This window comes from Streptomyces sp. NPDC090106 (genome assembly GCF_044747265.1).
Taxonomy (GTDB): Bacteria; Actinomycetota; Actinomycetes; order Streptomycetales; family Streptomycetaceae; genus Streptomyces.
Map to the genome: position 1 here is coordinate 515,688 of NZ_JBIVDS010000004.1, position 14,543 is coordinate 530,230.

A 14,543-nucleotide genomic window follows, 5' to 3' on the forward strand; every position below is an offset into this window, starting at 1 on the left:
CAACCCTCCTGCCACGGAACGACCGTGGCCGCTGAGTCCAAAGGAGGTGGGTTCCACATGCGTCACTACGAGGTGATGGTCATCCTCGACCCCGATCTGGAGGAGCGCGCTGTCGCCCCCCTGATCGAGAACTTCCTCTCCGTCGTCCGTGAGGGCAACGGAAAGGTCGAGAAGGTCGACACCTGGGGCCGTCGTCGTCTCTCGTACGAGATCAAGAAGAAGCCCGAGGGCATCTACTCGGTCATCGATCTGCAGGCTGAGCCCGCGATCGTCAAGGAGCTCGACCGCCAGATGAACCTGAACGAGTCGGTCCTCCGGACCAAGGTCCTCCGCCCCGAGACCCACTGAGCTCCTCCGCTCAGCTGATCTCGGGATTCGAGTAGCAGCAACCAAGCAGCCAAGCAGCAAACCCGCCGAGAGGTTCCCCCAATGGCAGGCGAGACCGTCATCACGGTCGTCGGCAATCTTGTCGACGACCCCGAGCTGCGCTTCACCCCTTCCGGTGCGGCGGTCGCGAAGTTCCGTGTCGCGTCCACGCCCCGCACCTTCGACCGTCAGACGAACGAGTGGAAGGACGGCGAGAGCCTGTTCCTGACCTGCTCGGTCTGGCGTCAGGCGGCGGAGAACGTCGCGGAGTCGCTCCAGCGAGGCATGCGCGTCATCGTGCAGGGCCGGCTGAAGCAGCGGTCCTACGAGGACCGTGAGGGCGTCAAGCGCACGGTCTACGAGCTGGACGTCGAGGAAGTCGGCGCCAGCTTGAAGAACGCCACGGCCAAGGTCACCAAGACGGCCGGCGGTGCCGGTCGTGGTGGCCAGGGTGGTTACAACGGCGGTGGCGGCCAGGGTGGCGGCGGCTGGGGTGGAAACTCCGGCGGCGGCCAGCAGGGCGGCGGAGCTCCCGCCGACGACCCGTGGGCGACCGGCGCTCCCGCCGGTGGCAACCAGGGCGGCGGTGGCGGTGGCGGCTGGGGTGGAAACTCCGGCGGCGGCGGTGGCGGCGGCTACTCGGACGAGCCCCCCTTCTAGGTCCTCGGACCAAGGGTGGGTCGTACCCACACTTCTTGATCACACAGGAGAAACACCATGGCGAAGCCGCCTGTGCGCAAGCCTAAGAAGAAGGTCTGCGCTTTCTGCAAGGACAAGGTCACGTACGTGGACTACAAGGACACGAACATGCTGCGGAAGTTCATTTCCGACCGCGGCAAGATCCGTGCCCGCCGCGTGACCGGCAACTGCACGCAGCACCAGCGTGACGTCGCCACGGCCGTCAAGAACAGCCGTGAGATGGCGCTGCTGCCCTACACGTCCACCGCGCGCTAAGGGAAGGGTGACCGAATAATGAAGATCATCCTCACCCATGAGGTCTCCGGCCTCGGTGCCGCTGGCGACGTCGTCGACGTCAAGGACGGTTACGCTCGCAACTACCTGATCCCGCGGAACTTCGCGATCCGTTGGACCAAGGGTGGCGAGAAGGACGTCGAGCAGATCCGTCGCGCTCGCAAGATCCACGAGATCCAGACCATCGAGCAGGCCAACGTCGTGAAGGCGCAGCTCGAGGGCGTCAAGGTCCGTCTGGCCGTCCGCTCCGGCGACGCCGGTCGTCTCTTCGGTTCCGTCACCCCGGCCGACGTCGCTTCGGCGATCAAGGCTTCCGGTGGCCCCGAGGTCGACAAGCGCCGCATCGAGCTGGGCTCGCCGATCAAGACCCTGGGCGCCCACGAGACCTCGGTGCGTCTGCACCCCGAGGTTGCCGCCAAGGTCAGCATCGAGGTCGTCGCGGCCTGATCGCCGCGCTCGTCCTGAGCAGTGCTGAGAGGGGCCGTACCCCGCCGGGTACGGCCCCTTTCGCATGCCCGGGCTCTCTCCTTCCCGGTGAAGGCTTGTCGGCTGCGATGTTTCACGTGAAACGTGACGGGCTGTGCTGTTTCACGTGAAACGGTCGCTGGGCCGCTAGGCCGGTGCTGAGCGGTTCGCGCGGTCGAGCCGATCGGTCAGCGGGTCGCGCCGGTGACGATCCAGCGACCTGAACGGGCTCGGATCCACAGCGTCAGCATGCGCATCGTCATCATCAGCGTCATCGCTCCCCACAGAGCGGTGAGGCCACCGCCGAACGCCGGCACCAGCAGGGCCACGGGGGTGAAGACCGCCAGGGTCAGCACCATGGCCCACGCCAGGTACGGTCCGTCGCCCGCTCCCATGAGGACCCCGTCGAGGACGAAGACGATGCCGCTGATCGGCTGCGACAACGCCACGATCAGCAGAGCGGGCAGAGCGGTGTCCTTCACCACCGGGTCACTGGTGAACAGCGGCAGGAACAGTGGTCGGGAGAGTACGACCAGAACGCCCAGGACGACTCCGGTCGCGATGCCCCACTCCACCATGCGACGGCATGCCTGCCGGGCGCCTTCGGCGTCGTCGGCGCCGAGGTATCGGCCGATGATGGCCTGTCCGGCGATGGCGATGGCGTCCAGGGCGAAGGCCAGCAGACTCCACAGGGACAGGATGATCTGGTGGGCCGCGATGTCGGCGTCGCCCAGGCGGGCCGCGACGGCTGTGGCGATCATCAGGATCGCGCGGAGCGAGAGGGTGCGGACCAGGAGCGGAACGCCTGCCTGCGCCGAGGCTCTGATGCCGGCGGCGTCCGGGCGCAGCGAGGCGCCATGGGCGAGGGCGCCCCGGACGACCACGACGAGGTAGACGACCGCCATGCCCCACTGGGCGATGACGGTGCCCCAGGCGGAACCGGCGATCCCCAGGTCGGCGCCGTAGACGAGACCTGCGTTCAGGACGGCGTTGGCGACGAAGCCTCCGATGGCGACGTAGAGCGGGGTCCTGGTGTCCTGGAGCCCCCGCAGCACACCGGTCGAGGCGAGGACGACGAGCATGGCGGGGATGCCGAGCGACGAGATCCGCAGATAGGTGGTCGCGTAGGGGGCGGCGGTGTCCGAAGCGCCGAAGAGATCCACCAGGGCCGGAGCCAGGGGGAGTACGGCGGCGATCACCGCCGCGCCGAGCAGAAGCGCCAGCCAGATGCCGTCCATCCCCTGGCGGATGGCGGCCTGGAGGTCACCGGCCCCGACACGGCGGGCGACAGCGGCCGTGGTGGCGTAGGCGAGGAAGACGAAGACGCTGACCGCTGTCATCAGGAGAGCCGAGGCGATGCCCAGTCCCGCGAGTTGAGCCGTGCCGAGATGGCCGACGATGGCGCTGTCGGCCATGACGAAAAGGGGCTCGGCGACGAGTGCGCCGAACGCCGGTACGGCCAGGGCGACGATCTCTCGGTCGTGCTGGCGCCGGGTGGCACGCGGGGTCGCGGGAGCATGTGTCATGAGCATCAATCTAATCGTCCACAGGTAAGAGATGCAATGGCAATACGCCCCTTACCTATGGTCTGGCGGCGTGAGCTTTGGCGCACGGCTTGATGTGATCTTGGCCCGACTGGGAAAGTTTTTCTTCTGCACAGCCGGTGGACGGCAATCATGCAGGTCAGAGCGGATTGTGCGCGACCGGGGCGAGCTTGTTCACAGGGCTGTCCACCGGGTCGTGCACAGGTTTCGCCGAGTTCTCCACAGCATCGGGGCCGTCGTCCACATGGCCTGTGGATAACCAGATTGGCTGACGGTGCCGACGGGCCTACCGTAGTCCGGCGCCCGCTCCGTTCGTCGGCCTGAGAACCATCACAAAACCGACGCGCCAGAACCGGAGTTGGGCCTCTGATTTGTCAGTGCCGTGCCGTAGAAATGAGGGGCACGGCGAGGTCCGCTCGGCGGACGGGAGGAGGTGGCTCGGTGAGTATTTCCGAGCCCTTGGACGACCCGTGGGCCGAGAGCGGTCCCAGCGACCGTCTGCCTGCCTCACGCAGACGCGGCGAGGGCGGCCGGGGACGCGACGACCAGCACGACCGCGGCCGGGAGAACGGCGAGTGGGACGGCTCGGGCTCGGCGTTCGAGCGCGTTCCGCCGCAGGATCTCGACGCCGAGCAGTCCGTGCTCGGCGGCATGCTCCTGTCGAAGGACGCGATCGCCGACGTCGTCGAGGTCCTCAAGGGCCATGACTTCTACAAGCCGGCGCACGAGACGATCTTCCAGGCGATCCTCGACGTCTACGCCAAGGGCGATCCGGCCGACCCCATCACGATCGCCGCCGAGCTCACCAAGCGCGGCGAGATCAACAAGGTCGGCGGCGCCTCGTATCTGCACACCCTCGTCCAGACGGTGCCGACGGCCGCGAACGCCGAGTACTACGCGGAGATCGTCCACGAGCGGGCCGTGCTGCGCCGGCTGGTCGAGGCGGGCACCCGGATCACGCAGATGGGCTACGCGGCGGACGACGACGTCGACGAGATCGTCAACCGCGCCCAGGCCGAGATCTACGCCGTCACCGAGCAGCGCACCAGCGAGGACTACCTCCCGCTCGGCGACATCATGGAGGGCGCGCTCGACGAGATCGAGGCGATCGGCTCCCGCAGCGGCGAGATGACCGGTGTGCCGACGGGCTTCACCGACCTCGACTCCCTCACCAACGGTCTGCACCCCGGCCAGATGATCGTCATCGCGGCCCGACCCGCCATGGGCAAGTCGACGCTGGCCCTGGACTTCGCGCGGGCCGCGTCGATCAAGAACAACCTGCCCAGTGTCATCTTCTCCCTCGAAATGGGCCGCAACGAGATCGCGATGCGTCTGCTGTCCGCCGAGGCGCGCGTGGCCCTGCACCACATGCGCTCCGGCACCATGACGGACGAGGACTGGACGCGCCTCGCGCGCCGGATGCCCGAGGTCTCGGCCGCGCCGCTCTACATCGACGACTCCCCGAACCTGTCGATGATGGAGATCCGCGCCAAGTGCCGCCGGCTGAAGCAGCGCAACGACATCAAGCTCGTGATCATCGACTACCTCCAGCTCATGCAGTCCGGCAAGCGTTCCGAGAGCCGTCAGCAGGAAGTCTCGGACATGTCCCGAAACCTCAAGCTGCTGGCCAAGGAGCTGGAGGTCCCGGTGATCGCGCTCTCGCAGCTGAACCGTGGTCCCGAGCAGCGCACGGACAAGAAGCCCCAGGTGTCCGACCTGCGTGAGTCCGGCTCCATCGAGCAGGACGCCGACATGGTGATCCTGCTGCACCGTGAGGACGCCTACGAGAAGGAGTCCCCGCGCGCGGGCGAGGCCGACATCATCGTGGGCAAGCACCGTAACGGCCCGACGGCGACGATCACCGTCGCCTTCCAGGGCCACTACTCCCGCTTCGTGGACATGGCGCAGACCTGACCTGGGCCTAATGCGCTCGACGCTCAGGCACCGGCCGGGGTGGACTGGGGGCATGACGACATCCCAGGAAGAGCTGCTCCCCGCCACGCGTCGGGCCTTGCTGCACCGCATTGCCGTGGCCCAGGCCGAAGGACGGGCGCCGTCGCTGGTCGCGGCCGTCGTACGGGGCGGCCGGGTGGTGTGGCACGGGGCGCGGACCTCCGTCGACGGGCACGGTCCGGACGAGAACGTGCAGTACCGGATCGGCTCGATCACCAAGACCTTCACGGCTGTGCTCGTGCTGCGGCTGCGGGACGAAGGAGTACTCGCCCTCTCGGATCCGCTGGAGAAGCATCTGCCGGGTACGGGAGCGGGGGAGGCCTCCGTCGCCGAACTGCTCGCGCACACCGGCGGGCTGGCGGCCGAGTCGCCCGGACCCTGGTGGGAGCGCACCCCGGGTTCCCTCCGGCCCGAGCTGGGCGACGTGCTCGGTGAGCAGCCCCGGCTGCATCCGGCGGGGCGGTGCTTCCACTACTCGAACCCCGGCTACACCGTGCTGGGCGCACTGGTCGAGAAGCTGCGCGGCGCCCCGTGGGAGGAGGTGCTCCGGCGCGAGGTGCTCGAACCCCTGGGCCTGGACCGTACGAGCGCCCAGCCCTTGGCCCCGCACGCGGGCGGCTGGGCGGTGCACCCCTGGGCCGATGTGCTGCTGCCCGAACCCCTGGAGGACCTCGGCCTGATGGCGCCGGCCGGACAACTCTGGTCGACCACCGGTGACTTGGCGAAGTTCGCGGCCTTCCTGGCACACGGCGACGACCGGGTGCTGAGCGCCGAGACGGTACAGGAGATGCGGACGCCCGCCGCGCCCGTCGAGGCCACGGACCTCGTGGACGGCGTCGGCTACGGGCTCGGGATGCAGCTCCAGCACCGCGACGGGCGGCTGCTGACGGGGCACTCGGGGTCTCTGCCGGGCTTCCTGGCGAACCTGACCATCAGCGTCGCGGACGATGTCGCCGCCGTGGTGCTGGCCAACTGCACCTCGGGCCCCCTGCTGGGCTCGGTGGGTGCCGACCTCGTCCGGATCGTCGCCGAGGCCGAACCCCGGATTCCCGAACCGTGGCGGCCGTTGCCCGAAGTGGATTCGGCGGTGCTGGAGTTGGCGGGCCAGTGGTACTGGGGCACGCATGCGTTCGTCCTGCGGCTCACCCCTGAGGGCGGTGTGTCACTGGCCCCGCTGGCCGGCGTCGGACGGCAGTCGCGGTTCCGGTCGAACGGTGACGGCACCTGGACCGGACGAGAGGGCTACTACGCCGGAGAGGCGCTACGGGCCGTACGGCGGCCTGACGGCACGGTGAGCCATCTGGACCTCGGCTCGTTCGTGTTCACGCGTCAGCCGTACGAGGAGGGCGCTTCCGTGCCGGGTGGGGTGGATCCGGAGGGGTGGCGGGGGATCGGCTGACGGTCTCCGGCGGACAAGACGCCGTGTTTCACGTGAAACACGGCGTCTTGTCCGAAGAGCCTGCCCTCCTGCCCTCCTGCCTCCTGGCACCAGGTCCCAGGAGGCACCAGGCACCAGGCACCAGGCTTCACCTCACCCCAAGTCCACCCTCCAGCGGCGCTCCCGCGTATCAGAGCGAGAGCTTGAACCCCACGTGCGACGCCTCGAATCCCAGCCGCTCGTAGAAGCGGTGCGCATCCGTACGGGAGGCGTCTGAGGTCAGCTGCACCAACTGGCATCCCTGGCGCCGGGACTCGTCGACGGCCCACTCGATGAGCTGGGTGCCCAGCCCGCTGCCGCGCTCGTCGGCGTGGATGCGGACGGCTTCGATGATCGACCTGGTGGCACCGCGTCGGGACAGCCCCGGGATCACCGTGAGCTGGAGCGTGCCGACGACGCGGCCCTCGCGTTCGGCGACCACCAGGTGCTGGTTCGGGTCGGCGGTGAGCCGTTCCAGGGCGGGCAGATAGACGGTGAGGTCGTCCGGCGACTCGCGGAGTGCGCCCAGCGGGTCGTCGGCGAGCATGGCGACGATCGCGGCGATGTCGTCGACACCGGCAGCGCGTATTTCCAGATCTCCCATGCGGGTCAGCCTAGGCAGCCGCCGTGCGCGCCGGCGTGCTGCGGTGGCTTGCGGCTCAGACGGGGGCCTTCAGCGTTTCCACGGCATGGACCAGCGGCGCCAGCTCGGGGTTCTTCGCCGCCTCGTCGAGCGCCTCGCGCAGAGCGGCGTCGTTCGTCGGACGCGCCTCTTCGAGCAGGGCTAGGCCTGCCGCGGTGACGTTGGTGTAGATGCCGCGCCGGTCGGTGGGGCACAGGTAGCGGCTCAGCAGCCCGCGGTCCTCGAGGCGGGTGACCAGCCGGGTCGTGGCGCTCTGGCTGAGCACGACGGCGTCGGCGACCTGCTTCATCTGGAGATGACCGCCCACCCCGTCGTGCTGGCGGCTCAGGACGTCCAGCAGGGAGTACTCCCGCACGCTGAGGTCGTGGTGGGACTGGAGGGCCCGCTCGATGTGGGCCTCGATCCTCCCGTGCAGCAAGGAGAGGGCGCACCAGCCCTGGGCGAGGGCGGTGAGTGCGGGGTCTGTCGCTGTCATGGGCCTTCCTTCGTCCCGGGGCGCGTGAATCCAGGATAGAGCAGCGTCGCAATATCCAGCTCTTGCAGATATAGCGCGTCTGCAAGTATTGTGTGTGAACGTAAGAAGCTCCTGCAAGTAACTGGGAAGGTGCACACTCCATGCCTCTCGCGCTTCTGGCCCTGGCGATCGGGGCCTTCGGCATCGGAACGACCGAGTTCGTGATCATGGGCCTGCTGCCCGAGGTCGCGGGCGACTTCGGGGTCACCATCCCCACGGCCGGGTTCCTCGTCACCGGCTACGCCCTCGGCGTGATGTTCGGCGCCCCGCTGATGACCGTCCTCGGCACCAAGATCTCCCGCAAGCGGATGCTGATGCTGCTGATGGGCCTGTTCATCGCGGGCAATCTGCTCTCCGCCCTCGCCCCGAGCTTCTCGGTCATGCTGATCGGCCGCGTGGTCGCCTCCCTCGCGCACGGAGCCTTCTTCGGCATCGGATCGGTGGTCGCCGCCGAGCTGGTCGCTCCGGACAAGAAGGCCGGCGCCATCGCGATGATGTTCACCGGCCTGACCGTCGCCAACGTGGTGGGCGTCCCGCTGGGCACCCTTGTCGGACAGACCGTCGGCTGGCGCTTCACCTTCGCCATCGTCGCCGCGCTCGGCGTCGTCGGCCTCGCCGGGATCGCCAAGCTCGTCCCGGACCTGCCCAAGGCCGAGGGCGTCCGCCTCCGCCACGAACTGGCCGCCTTCAAGAACACCCAGGTCCTGCTCGCCATGGCGATGACGGTCCTCGGCTTCGGTGGCGTGTTCGCCGCGATCACCTACATCGCGCCGATGATGACTCAGGTCGCCGGTTTCGCCGACGGCTCGGTCACCTGGCTGCTGGTCCTGTTCGGCCTCGGCATGGTCGGCGGCAACCTCGTCGGCGGCAAGTACGCCGACCGCGCCCTGATGCCGATGCTGTACGTCTCGCTCGGCGCCCTGGCCGTCGTCCTCGCGCTCTTCACGCTCACCGCGCACAACAAGATCCTCGCGGCCGTCACCATCGCGCTGATCGGCGCACTGGGCTTCGCCACGGTGCCGCCCCTGCAGAAGCGGGTCCTCGACCAGGCCCACGGCGCCCCGACGCTGGCCTCGGCCGTGAACATCGGCGCCTTCAACCTCGGCAACGCGCTCTCCGCCTGGCTCGGCGGTCTCGTCATCGGTGCCGGCCTCGGCTACACGGCCCCCAACTGGGTCGGTGCCGTCCTCGCCGCCGCGGCTCTGGCGCTCGCGGTCCTGTCCGCCGTCCTGGAGCGCCGGGACAGTGCGCCGAGCATGGTCGTCGCGGGTGCCGTCCCCGCCGAGGCGCAGGCCGTGGCACACCACTGAGCCCCTCCGCGTACGACACCGTGCCGGTCCCCCCGAGGGACCGGCACGGTCGTGTGCCCGTGCGGTCAGCCGGCCGCCACCGTCACCGGTGCGAACCGCCGGCTCCAGTCGCCGGGCAGTTCCGGGATGCCGTACGTCATGACCGAGTTGAAGGAGACCGAGGCCAGGCCGTGCTCCTTCGCCCAGGCCAGCAGCTCCTCGTGGCGCACGTCGATGTCGGTGCGCAGCGGGCGGTCGGTGTGGTCGGCCAGGGAGGCGATGAGGGCCTTGGCCGTCTCCGTGTCTCGCGCGACCAGAGGGCCGACGACGTGCTGGTCCATGTTGGGCCAGGCCCCGGCGTAGCCGATGAGCCGCCCGTCCTCCTCGGCGACCCGCAGCTGATCGGCGAAGGCGGGCAGGCGCGTCACGATGTGGGTCCGGTCGCTGCCGAACACCTCCTCGTCGAGCCGCAGGATGGCCGCGAGATCCCCGCCGGTGGCCGGACGGGTGGCGACGGCGGACCGGTCGCCCCGCGCCGTGAAGTGTCCGCGCACCATCTCCACCCGGCCGGTCACCTTGAAGCCCAGCTCCTCGTAGAGCGGGCGGCCGAACGGCGTCGCGTGGAGGGTCAGCGGAGTGGTGCCCATCTCCGCGATGAGATGACGCATCAAGCGCCGGCCCACTCCCTGGCGGGCGTGCCGTCCGGCGACGAGCACCATGCCGATGGCGCCCAGTTCAGGGCGGTGCTGCGGCCCGTACTCGGTGATGACGCAGGCGCTGACGAGACCCCCCTCGGGATCGTCGATGCCGTACCCCTGCCCGGCGGTGAGGAGGAAGCCCCACTTGTGTTCCTCGCGCGGCCACCCCCGGTCCTCGGACAAGTCGGCGCAGGCGTTGAGATCGCGAAGCGTCAGACGGCGGATGGGCAGAGAGGCGAGGGAAGACATCGGCACGCAGGTCAGGCTGTCTGACGGGCCCCCTTGGCGTCCACCTGTTTCCGTAGAGACGTACGAGCTTTTGGCCATGTCGTAGCCGACTGCACGGTACGTCGACAGCCGGATGGTGTTTCACGTGAAACATGGGCGAACCCAGGCAGTCGGCGGCCCGCTAGCCTCGCTCACCATGGCCAGACTTCATCTCTTCGATCTCGACGGCACCTTGCTCTACGGGACCTCCGCCCCCATGGAGATCTCCCGTCAGATCGGGCGGGAGGCCGAGACGGTGGCGCTTGAGCGGGCGATCTCGGCGGGGCTGATCGACCCGCCGGAGTACGCGCGGCAGGTGCACCTGTTGTGGACGGAACTCGCCGAGATCCATGTGGCGGCGGCTTTCGCGGGAGCGCCCTGGCTGGCTCGAATTCAGGACGTCTGGCGGGAGATCAGAAGCAACGGCGACTACTGCGCCGTCATATCGCTCTCGCCCTCGTTCTTCGTCGAGCGGCTCACCGACTGGGGCGCGCACGCGGCATACGGTTCCCGCTTTCCGGCCGTGCCGTTCACCGAGCCGGTCGACCCGGCCGGAGTGCTCAACGCGGCTGCCAAAGTGCTGATTGCCGACCGATTGTGCGCAGAGTTCGGGGTCGTCCGAGCGGATTGCGTCGCTTATGGGGACTCGATGTCGGACAAGGACCTGTTCGGTGTGGTTCCGGTGTCTGTCGCGGTCAACGCCGATGCTCATCTGGCCGGTCTGGCGACCCACTCCTATGCCGGGAGGGATCTGTGGGAAGCCTACGAATTGGTGCGTGGCGCCCGGTAATTGAAGGAATAGCGGGTTGGTGACCGTGCCTGGTCGGTGGCAGAGCAAGGGGGGACTTGTGTGGGCCGCCGGTGCCGGTAGGGTCGACTCCGGTTCTCGTTCGGTGCGGGGATGGACACCAGGCACCGACCAAGAGCAAGGCGATGCAGCCTAACGGGACGGAGAGATCGAAGACCCGCATTTTCGGTTATGCGACCGAGGTATCCGGAGGCGGTGCGATGCTGCGGTGAGAGCGCTGCGGCCAATGTCACACTCTCGCCTTACTTGTCCGTATGGATCGTGAATCCGGGTTGAATGTGGCCGCGATGATCGTGGCCATGAGCGGTGAAAGCAAGCCGTCTGCGGGGGAAGCAGGCACATTCCGACCGAGGAAGTGCGCAGACCGACCGAAAGATGTTCGAGGCGAGGCACACCATGGACGCTCCGACCACCACGCCGGCCGACAACGGCACTTCCGGCGGCGGGGGCGGCTGGTTCACCCCGCGCAAGCAGCCGGAGGCGACACCGGGCACCGAGCAGGAGACCGCCGAGGGCAGCCGCCTCGCGGCACTGCGTCCGGTGGGCAGGCCCCAACAGGGCGCTGAGGAGCCCCCGTCGGCACCGGCCACGACACCGCCCGCCCACACCCCCGCACCGGCGGCTCACACGCCCACACCGGCGGCTCACGCCCCCGCACCGGCGGCCCGCGCCGCCACACCGCCCGCCCAGGCCGCCGCGGCACCCGCGGAAGCCGACGCACCGCACCCCGTGGCGGAGCCGGCGCCCCCGATATCCGTCCCGGACAGGCACGCATCCCCCATATCCGCCCCGGCCCAGCAGGCGCCGCCGATATCCGCCCCGCCCGGCATGCGTGAGGCACCCCGGGCGCACGCGCCCGCCGAACCCCGGGTGCCCCTCCAGCGTCCGGCCGCCGCCGCGGTGCAGGAGGGCTCCCCCGACGCGATCCTCGTCCGCCGGACCATGGCGGAGGTCGGACCCGTGGCCGACAAGGTCACCTCGTACTTCTACGCGCTGCTCTTCGTCCGCCACCCCGATCTGCGCTCGCTCTTCCCCGCCGCGATGGACACCCAGCGCGACCGGCTGCTCAAGGCGCTGCTGACGGCGGCCGAGCACATCGACAACACCCCGGTCCTCGTCGACTACCTCCAGAACCTCGGCCGCGGCCACCGCAAGTACGGCACGCATGCCGCGCACTACCCGGCCGTCGGCGAGTGCCTCATCGGCGCCCTGAACAAGTACGCCGAGCGGATCTGGGACGCGGAGGTCGAGGCGGCCTGGGTACGGACGTACACGAAGATCTCGCAGGTGATGATCGACGCCGCCGCGGCCGACGAACTGCGCGCCCCCGCCTGGTGGCACGGGGAGGTCGTCGCACACGACCTCAGGACGCCGGACGTCGCCGTGATCACCGTGCGCCCGGACCAGCCGTACCCCTTCCTCGCCGGGCAGTACACGAGCCTGGAGACGCCGTGGTGGCCGCGGATCTGGCGGCACTATTCCTTCGCTTCGGCGCCCCGCACGGACGGGCTGCTGTCGTTCCACGTGAAGGCCGTCCCCGCGGGCTGGGTCTCCAACGCCCTGGTGCACCGCGCCCGGCCCGGCGACGTCATCCGGCTCGGTCCGCCGGCCGGCTCGATGACCGTGGACCACACGACCGACAGCGGGCTGCTCTGCCTGGGCGGCGGCACCGGCATAGCGCCCATCAAGGCTCTCGTCGAGGACGTGGCCGAGCACGGTGATCGACGCCCGGTCGAGGTCTTCTACGGCGCCCGCACCGATCACGACCTCTACGACATCGACACGATGCTCAGGCTCTCCCAGTCCCACCCGTGGCTCTCGGTCCGCGCGATCATCGACCAGCAGGCGCGCGTCCAGCTGCCGGAAGCCATCCGCGAGTACGGCCCCTGGAACGGCTTCGAGGCGTATGTATCGGGCCCGCCCGGCATGATCCGCAACGGAGTGGACGCCCTCAGGAACATCGGCATCCCGGCGAGCCGCATCCGGCACGACTCGGTGGAGGAACTCGTCGTCATCGGCGACTGACCCCCACCGCCCGAAACCCGCTGTCCGAACTCCACCGCCCGAAACCCGCTGTCCGGACCGTCCGGGAGCCGCTGTCCGGACCTGCTCGTTCCAAGCCCGTTGCCCGACCCCGGGCGGCAGCCGCTCAGCCCAGATCCGGCGCGTGCATCGCCCGCACACCCTCGATGTTGCCGTCCAGATAGTGCCGCAGCGACAGCGGGACGAGATGGACGGAGGCGATACCGACCCGGGTGAAGGGCACCCGCACGATCTCGTACTCGCCGATGGGCTCGTCGACCTCGGGCCCGTGCCGCAGTGAGGTGTCCATGGACCCCAGCCGGCACACGAAGAAGTGCTGGACCTTCACGCCGGTCGTACTGGCGTCCTCGCCGATGTGCTCGACGGTGTCCACGAAGCAGGGCACCACGTCGGTGACCTTGGCGCCGAGTTCCTCGTACACCTCGCGGTGCAGGGCGTCGACCACGGTGCTGTCCGTCGGCTCGACCCCGCCACCGGGAGTGAGCCAGTAGGGGTCCACACCGGGCTTGGTGCGCTTGATCAGGATCAGGTCGTCGCCGTCCAGCAGAACGGCGCGCGCGGTGCGCTTGATCACGGGTCGGACGGTCATGGGAGGAATGTGGCCCGGATGGTTCCACGTGAAACATCGTGAAAAGCCATCAGGTCACCCCCAGTCCCCAGCTGCCCGCAGCAGCCATTCGTAGGCCCGCGCAATGTGCGGCATCGCCAGCGTGCCGGTGCGCACCACCAGGAAGTACGTCCGCAGCGGCGGCACCGCGGGATGGTGCAGCGCGACCACGTCACCGCGCTCCAGTGCCGCCGCGCACAGGTAGCGCGGCAGGACCGCGATACCGGCGCCCGCCGCCGCGCAGGCCAGCACCGCGCGCAGATCGGGAACGATGACGGTGCCGGGAGCGGCCGGGCGGGAGTCGAAGACGGAGGCCCAGTAGCGCGAGACGAACGGCAGCGACTCGTGCACCTCGATCAGGGGGATCTCCTCCAGCGCGTGTGCCCCCTTGCGGCGCAGCGCTCCGGTACCGAGCCGCTGGGCCCAGTGCGGGGAGGCGACCAGGACGTGCACCTCGTCGCAGAGCGGAGTCGCGGTGAGCAGCGCACCGCGCGGGCGGGCCGTACTGATGGCCAGATCATGATGTCCGGCGGCGAGCCCTTCCAGGCTCTCCTCGGCGTTGCCGAAGCTGGCGCGCAGCGCGAATCCCTGGCCCGCCTCCCCGGCCAGCTCGGTGAGCGCGGGAAGGGCCCGCTCGGCGGTGAACTCGGGCGGTCCGGCGAGATGCAGGGTGCGTACCGAGGAATCGTCGTCGAGGCCGGTCTCGGTGATCTCCACCAGGGCGTCCAGATGCGGCGCGGCCTTGTGGGCGAGTTCGTCGCCGATGCTGGTCGGAGTGACGCCGCGGGCCTGCCGCAGGAACAGGGGGCGGCCCAACTGCCGTTCCAACGTGCGGATCTGCGAGGTGACGGCGGGCTGCGAGAGCCCGAGGAGCGCTGCGGCGCGGGTGAAGGAGCCGGCCCGGTGCACGGTCACGAAGGTCCGCAACAAGGCCAGATCCATGCCGTGCCCTCCCCT

Annotated in this window: 15 protein-coding genes; 9 read left to right on the plus strand and 6 right to left on the minus strand. The window is 69.3% G+C overall.

What is annotated here, in order from left to right; genetic code table 11:
* The first annotated feature begins 57 nt into the window (after positions 1 to 57).
* From rpsF to rplI, 4 genes are all read left to right on the plus strand, one after another.
* Positions 58 to 348 (plus strand): 30S ribosomal protein S6, encoded by a 291-nt coding sequence (gene rpsF, locus ACIPSE_RS16100; RefSeq protein WP_010353482.1) that lies wholly within the window; start codon positions 58 to 60, stop codon positions 346 to 348.
* Between the two features lie 81 nt (positions 349 to 429).
* Complete coding sequence (locus tag ACIPSE_RS16105) at positions 430 to 1,026, plus strand: single-stranded DNA-binding protein (protein WP_401662763.1); 597 nt, start codon at positions 430 to 432, stop codon at positions 1,024 to 1,026.
* A gap of 57 nt (positions 1,027 to 1,083) precedes the next feature.
* Positions 1,084 to 1,320 (plus strand): 30S ribosomal protein S18, encoded by a 237-nt coding sequence (gene rpsR / locus ACIPSE_RS16110; protein ID WP_003949403.1) that lies wholly within the window; start codon positions 1,084 to 1,086, stop codon positions 1,318 to 1,320.
* A gap of 18 nt (positions 1,321 to 1,338) precedes the next feature.
* Positions 1,339 to 1,785, plus strand: coding sequence for a 50S ribosomal protein L9 (gene rplI / locus ACIPSE_RS16115; protein WP_401662765.1), 447 nt, complete (start codon positions 1,339 to 1,341; stop codon positions 1,783 to 1,785).
* 206 nt (positions 1,786 to 1,991) lie between these two features.
* On the opposite strand, the gene ACIPSE_RS16120 is transcribed toward rplI, so the two are convergent.
* A complete protein-coding gene (locus tag ACIPSE_RS16120) occupies positions 1,992 to 3,329 on the minus strand; it encodes an MATE family efflux transporter (protein WP_401662767.1) in 1,338 nt (445 codons plus the stop codon).
* 459 nt (positions 3,330 to 3,788) lie between these two features.
* Here ACIPSE_RS16120 and dnaB point away from each other — a divergent pair, with 459 nt between their 5' ends.
* Positions 3,789 to 5,261, plus strand: a complete 1,473-nt coding sequence (gene dnaB / locus ACIPSE_RS16125) for a replicative DNA helicase (RefSeq protein ID WP_401662769.1) — start codon at positions 3,789 to 3,791, stop codon at positions 5,259 to 5,261.
* A 52-nt stretch (positions 5,262 to 5,313) separates the two neighbouring features.
* Entirely contained in the window at positions 5,314 to 6,699 is a 1,386-nt protein-coding gene (locus tag ACIPSE_RS16130) for a serine hydrolase domain-containing protein (protein ID WP_401662771.1), read from the plus strand.
* Positions 6,700 to 6,868: 169 nt separating this feature from the next.
* Here ACIPSE_RS16130 and ACIPSE_RS16135 read toward each other — a convergent pair whose 3' ends face one another.
* The gene (locus tag ACIPSE_RS16135; protein WP_401662773.1) at positions 6,869 to 7,321 is read right to left on the minus strand and encodes a GNAT family N-acetyltransferase; all 453 of its coding nucleotides are present in this window, start codon (positions 7,319 to 7,321) and stop codon (positions 6,869 to 6,871) included.
* A 55-nt stretch (positions 7,322 to 7,376) separates the two neighbouring features.
* Positions 7,377 to 7,835, minus strand: a complete 459-nt coding sequence (locus ACIPSE_RS16140) for a MarR family winged helix-turn-helix transcriptional regulator (protein ID WP_401662774.1) — start codon at positions 7,833 to 7,835, stop codon at positions 7,377 to 7,379.
* A 140-nt stretch (positions 7,836 to 7,975) separates the two neighbouring features.
* Between ACIPSE_RS16140 and ACIPSE_RS16145 the strand changes: the two genes are divergently transcribed.
* Positions 7,976 to 9,184, plus strand: a complete 1,209-nt coding sequence (locus ACIPSE_RS16145) for an MFS transporter (RefSeq protein ID WP_401662776.1) — start codon at positions 7,976 to 7,978, stop codon at positions 9,182 to 9,184.
* A gap of 65 nt (positions 9,185 to 9,249) precedes the next feature.
* Here the strand turns inward: ACIPSE_RS16145 and ACIPSE_RS16150 are convergent, their stop codons facing one another.
* On the minus strand, positions 9,250 to 10,116 hold the full coding sequence (locus tag ACIPSE_RS16150) for a GNAT family N-acetyltransferase (protein WP_401662778.1): 867 nt from the start codon (positions 10,114 to 10,116) through the stop codon (positions 9,250 to 9,252).
* Positions 10,117 to 10,285: 169 nt separating this feature from the next.
* On the opposite strand from ACIPSE_RS16150, the gene ACIPSE_RS16155 reads away from it, so the two are divergent.
* The gene (locus tag ACIPSE_RS16155; RefSeq protein ID WP_401662780.1) at positions 10,286 to 10,918 is read left to right on the plus strand and encodes an HAD family hydrolase; all 633 of its coding nucleotides are present in this window, start codon (positions 10,286 to 10,288) and stop codon (positions 10,916 to 10,918) included.
* A gap of 393 nt (positions 10,919 to 11,311) precedes the next feature.
* Positions 11,312 to 12,961: a globin domain-containing protein gene (locus ACIPSE_RS16160; RefSeq protein WP_401662782.1), complete on the plus strand. Its 1,650-nt coding sequence runs from the start codon at positions 11,312 to 11,314 to the stop codon at positions 12,959 to 12,961.
* A 124-nt stretch (positions 12,962 to 13,085) separates the two neighbouring features.
* Here ACIPSE_RS16160 and ACIPSE_RS16165 read toward each other — a convergent pair whose 3' ends face one another.
* Positions 13,086 to 13,568 carry an NUDIX domain-containing protein gene (locus ACIPSE_RS16165; protein ID WP_401662784.1) on the minus strand — a complete coding sequence of 161 codons (483 nt, stop codon included), beginning with the start codon at positions 13,566 to 13,568 and terminating at the stop codon, positions 13,086 to 13,088.
* Between the two features lie 54 nt (positions 13,569 to 13,622).
* Positions 13,623 to 14,528, minus strand: coding sequence for a LysR family transcriptional regulator (locus ACIPSE_RS16170; protein ID WP_401662786.1), 906 nt, complete (start codon positions 14,526 to 14,528; stop codon positions 13,623 to 13,625).
* Between the last annotated feature and the right edge of the window lie 15 nt (positions 14,529 to 14,543).

Coding starts and splice junctions, on each gene's coding strand:
- rpsF (WP_010353482.1), top strand. CDS start 58: ATGCGTCACTACGAGGTGATGGTCATCCTCGACCCCGATCTGGAGGAG.
- ACIPSE_RS16105 (WP_401662763.1), top strand. CDS start 430: ATGGCAGGCGAGACCGTCATCACGGTCGTCGGCAATCTTGTCGACGAC.
- rpsR (WP_003949403.1), top strand. CDS start 1,084: ATGGCGAAGCCGCCTGTGCGCAAGCCTAAGAAGAAGGTCTGCGCTTTC.
- rplI (WP_401662765.1), top strand. CDS start 1,339: ATGAAGATCATCCTCACCCATGAGGTCTCCGGCCTCGGTGCCGCTGGC.
- ACIPSE_RS16120 (WP_401662767.1), bottom strand. CDS start 3,329: ATGACACATGCTCCCGCGACCCCGCGTGCCACCCGGCGCCAGCACGAC.
- ACIPSE_RS16130 (WP_401662771.1), top strand. CDS start 5,314: ATGACGACATCCCAGGAAGAGCTGCTCCCCGCCACGCGTCGGGCCTTG.
- ACIPSE_RS16135 (WP_401662773.1), bottom strand. CDS start 7,321: ATGGGAGATCTGGAAATACGCGCTGCCGGTGTCGACGACATCGCCGCG.
- ACIPSE_RS16140 (WP_401662774.1), bottom strand. CDS start 7,835: ATGACAGCGACAGACCCCGCACTCACCGCCCTCGCCCAGGGCTGGTGC.
- ACIPSE_RS16145 (WP_401662776.1), top strand. CDS start 7,976: ATGCCTCTCGCGCTTCTGGCCCTGGCGATCGGGGCCTTCGGCATCGGA.
- ACIPSE_RS16155 (WP_401662780.1), top strand. CDS start 10,286: ATGGCCAGACTTCATCTCTTCGATCTCGACGGCACCTTGCTCTACGGG.
- ACIPSE_RS16160 (WP_401662782.1), top strand. CDS start 11,312: ATGTTCGAGGCGAGGCACACCATGGACGCTCCGACCACCACGCCGGCC.
- ACIPSE_RS16165 (WP_401662784.1), bottom strand. CDS start 13,568: ATGACCGTCCGACCCGTGATCAAGCGCACCGCGCGCGCCGTTCTGCTG.
- ACIPSE_RS16170 (WP_401662786.1), bottom strand. CDS start 14,528: ATGGATCTGGCCTTGTTGCGGACCTTCGTGACCGTGCACCGGGCCGGC.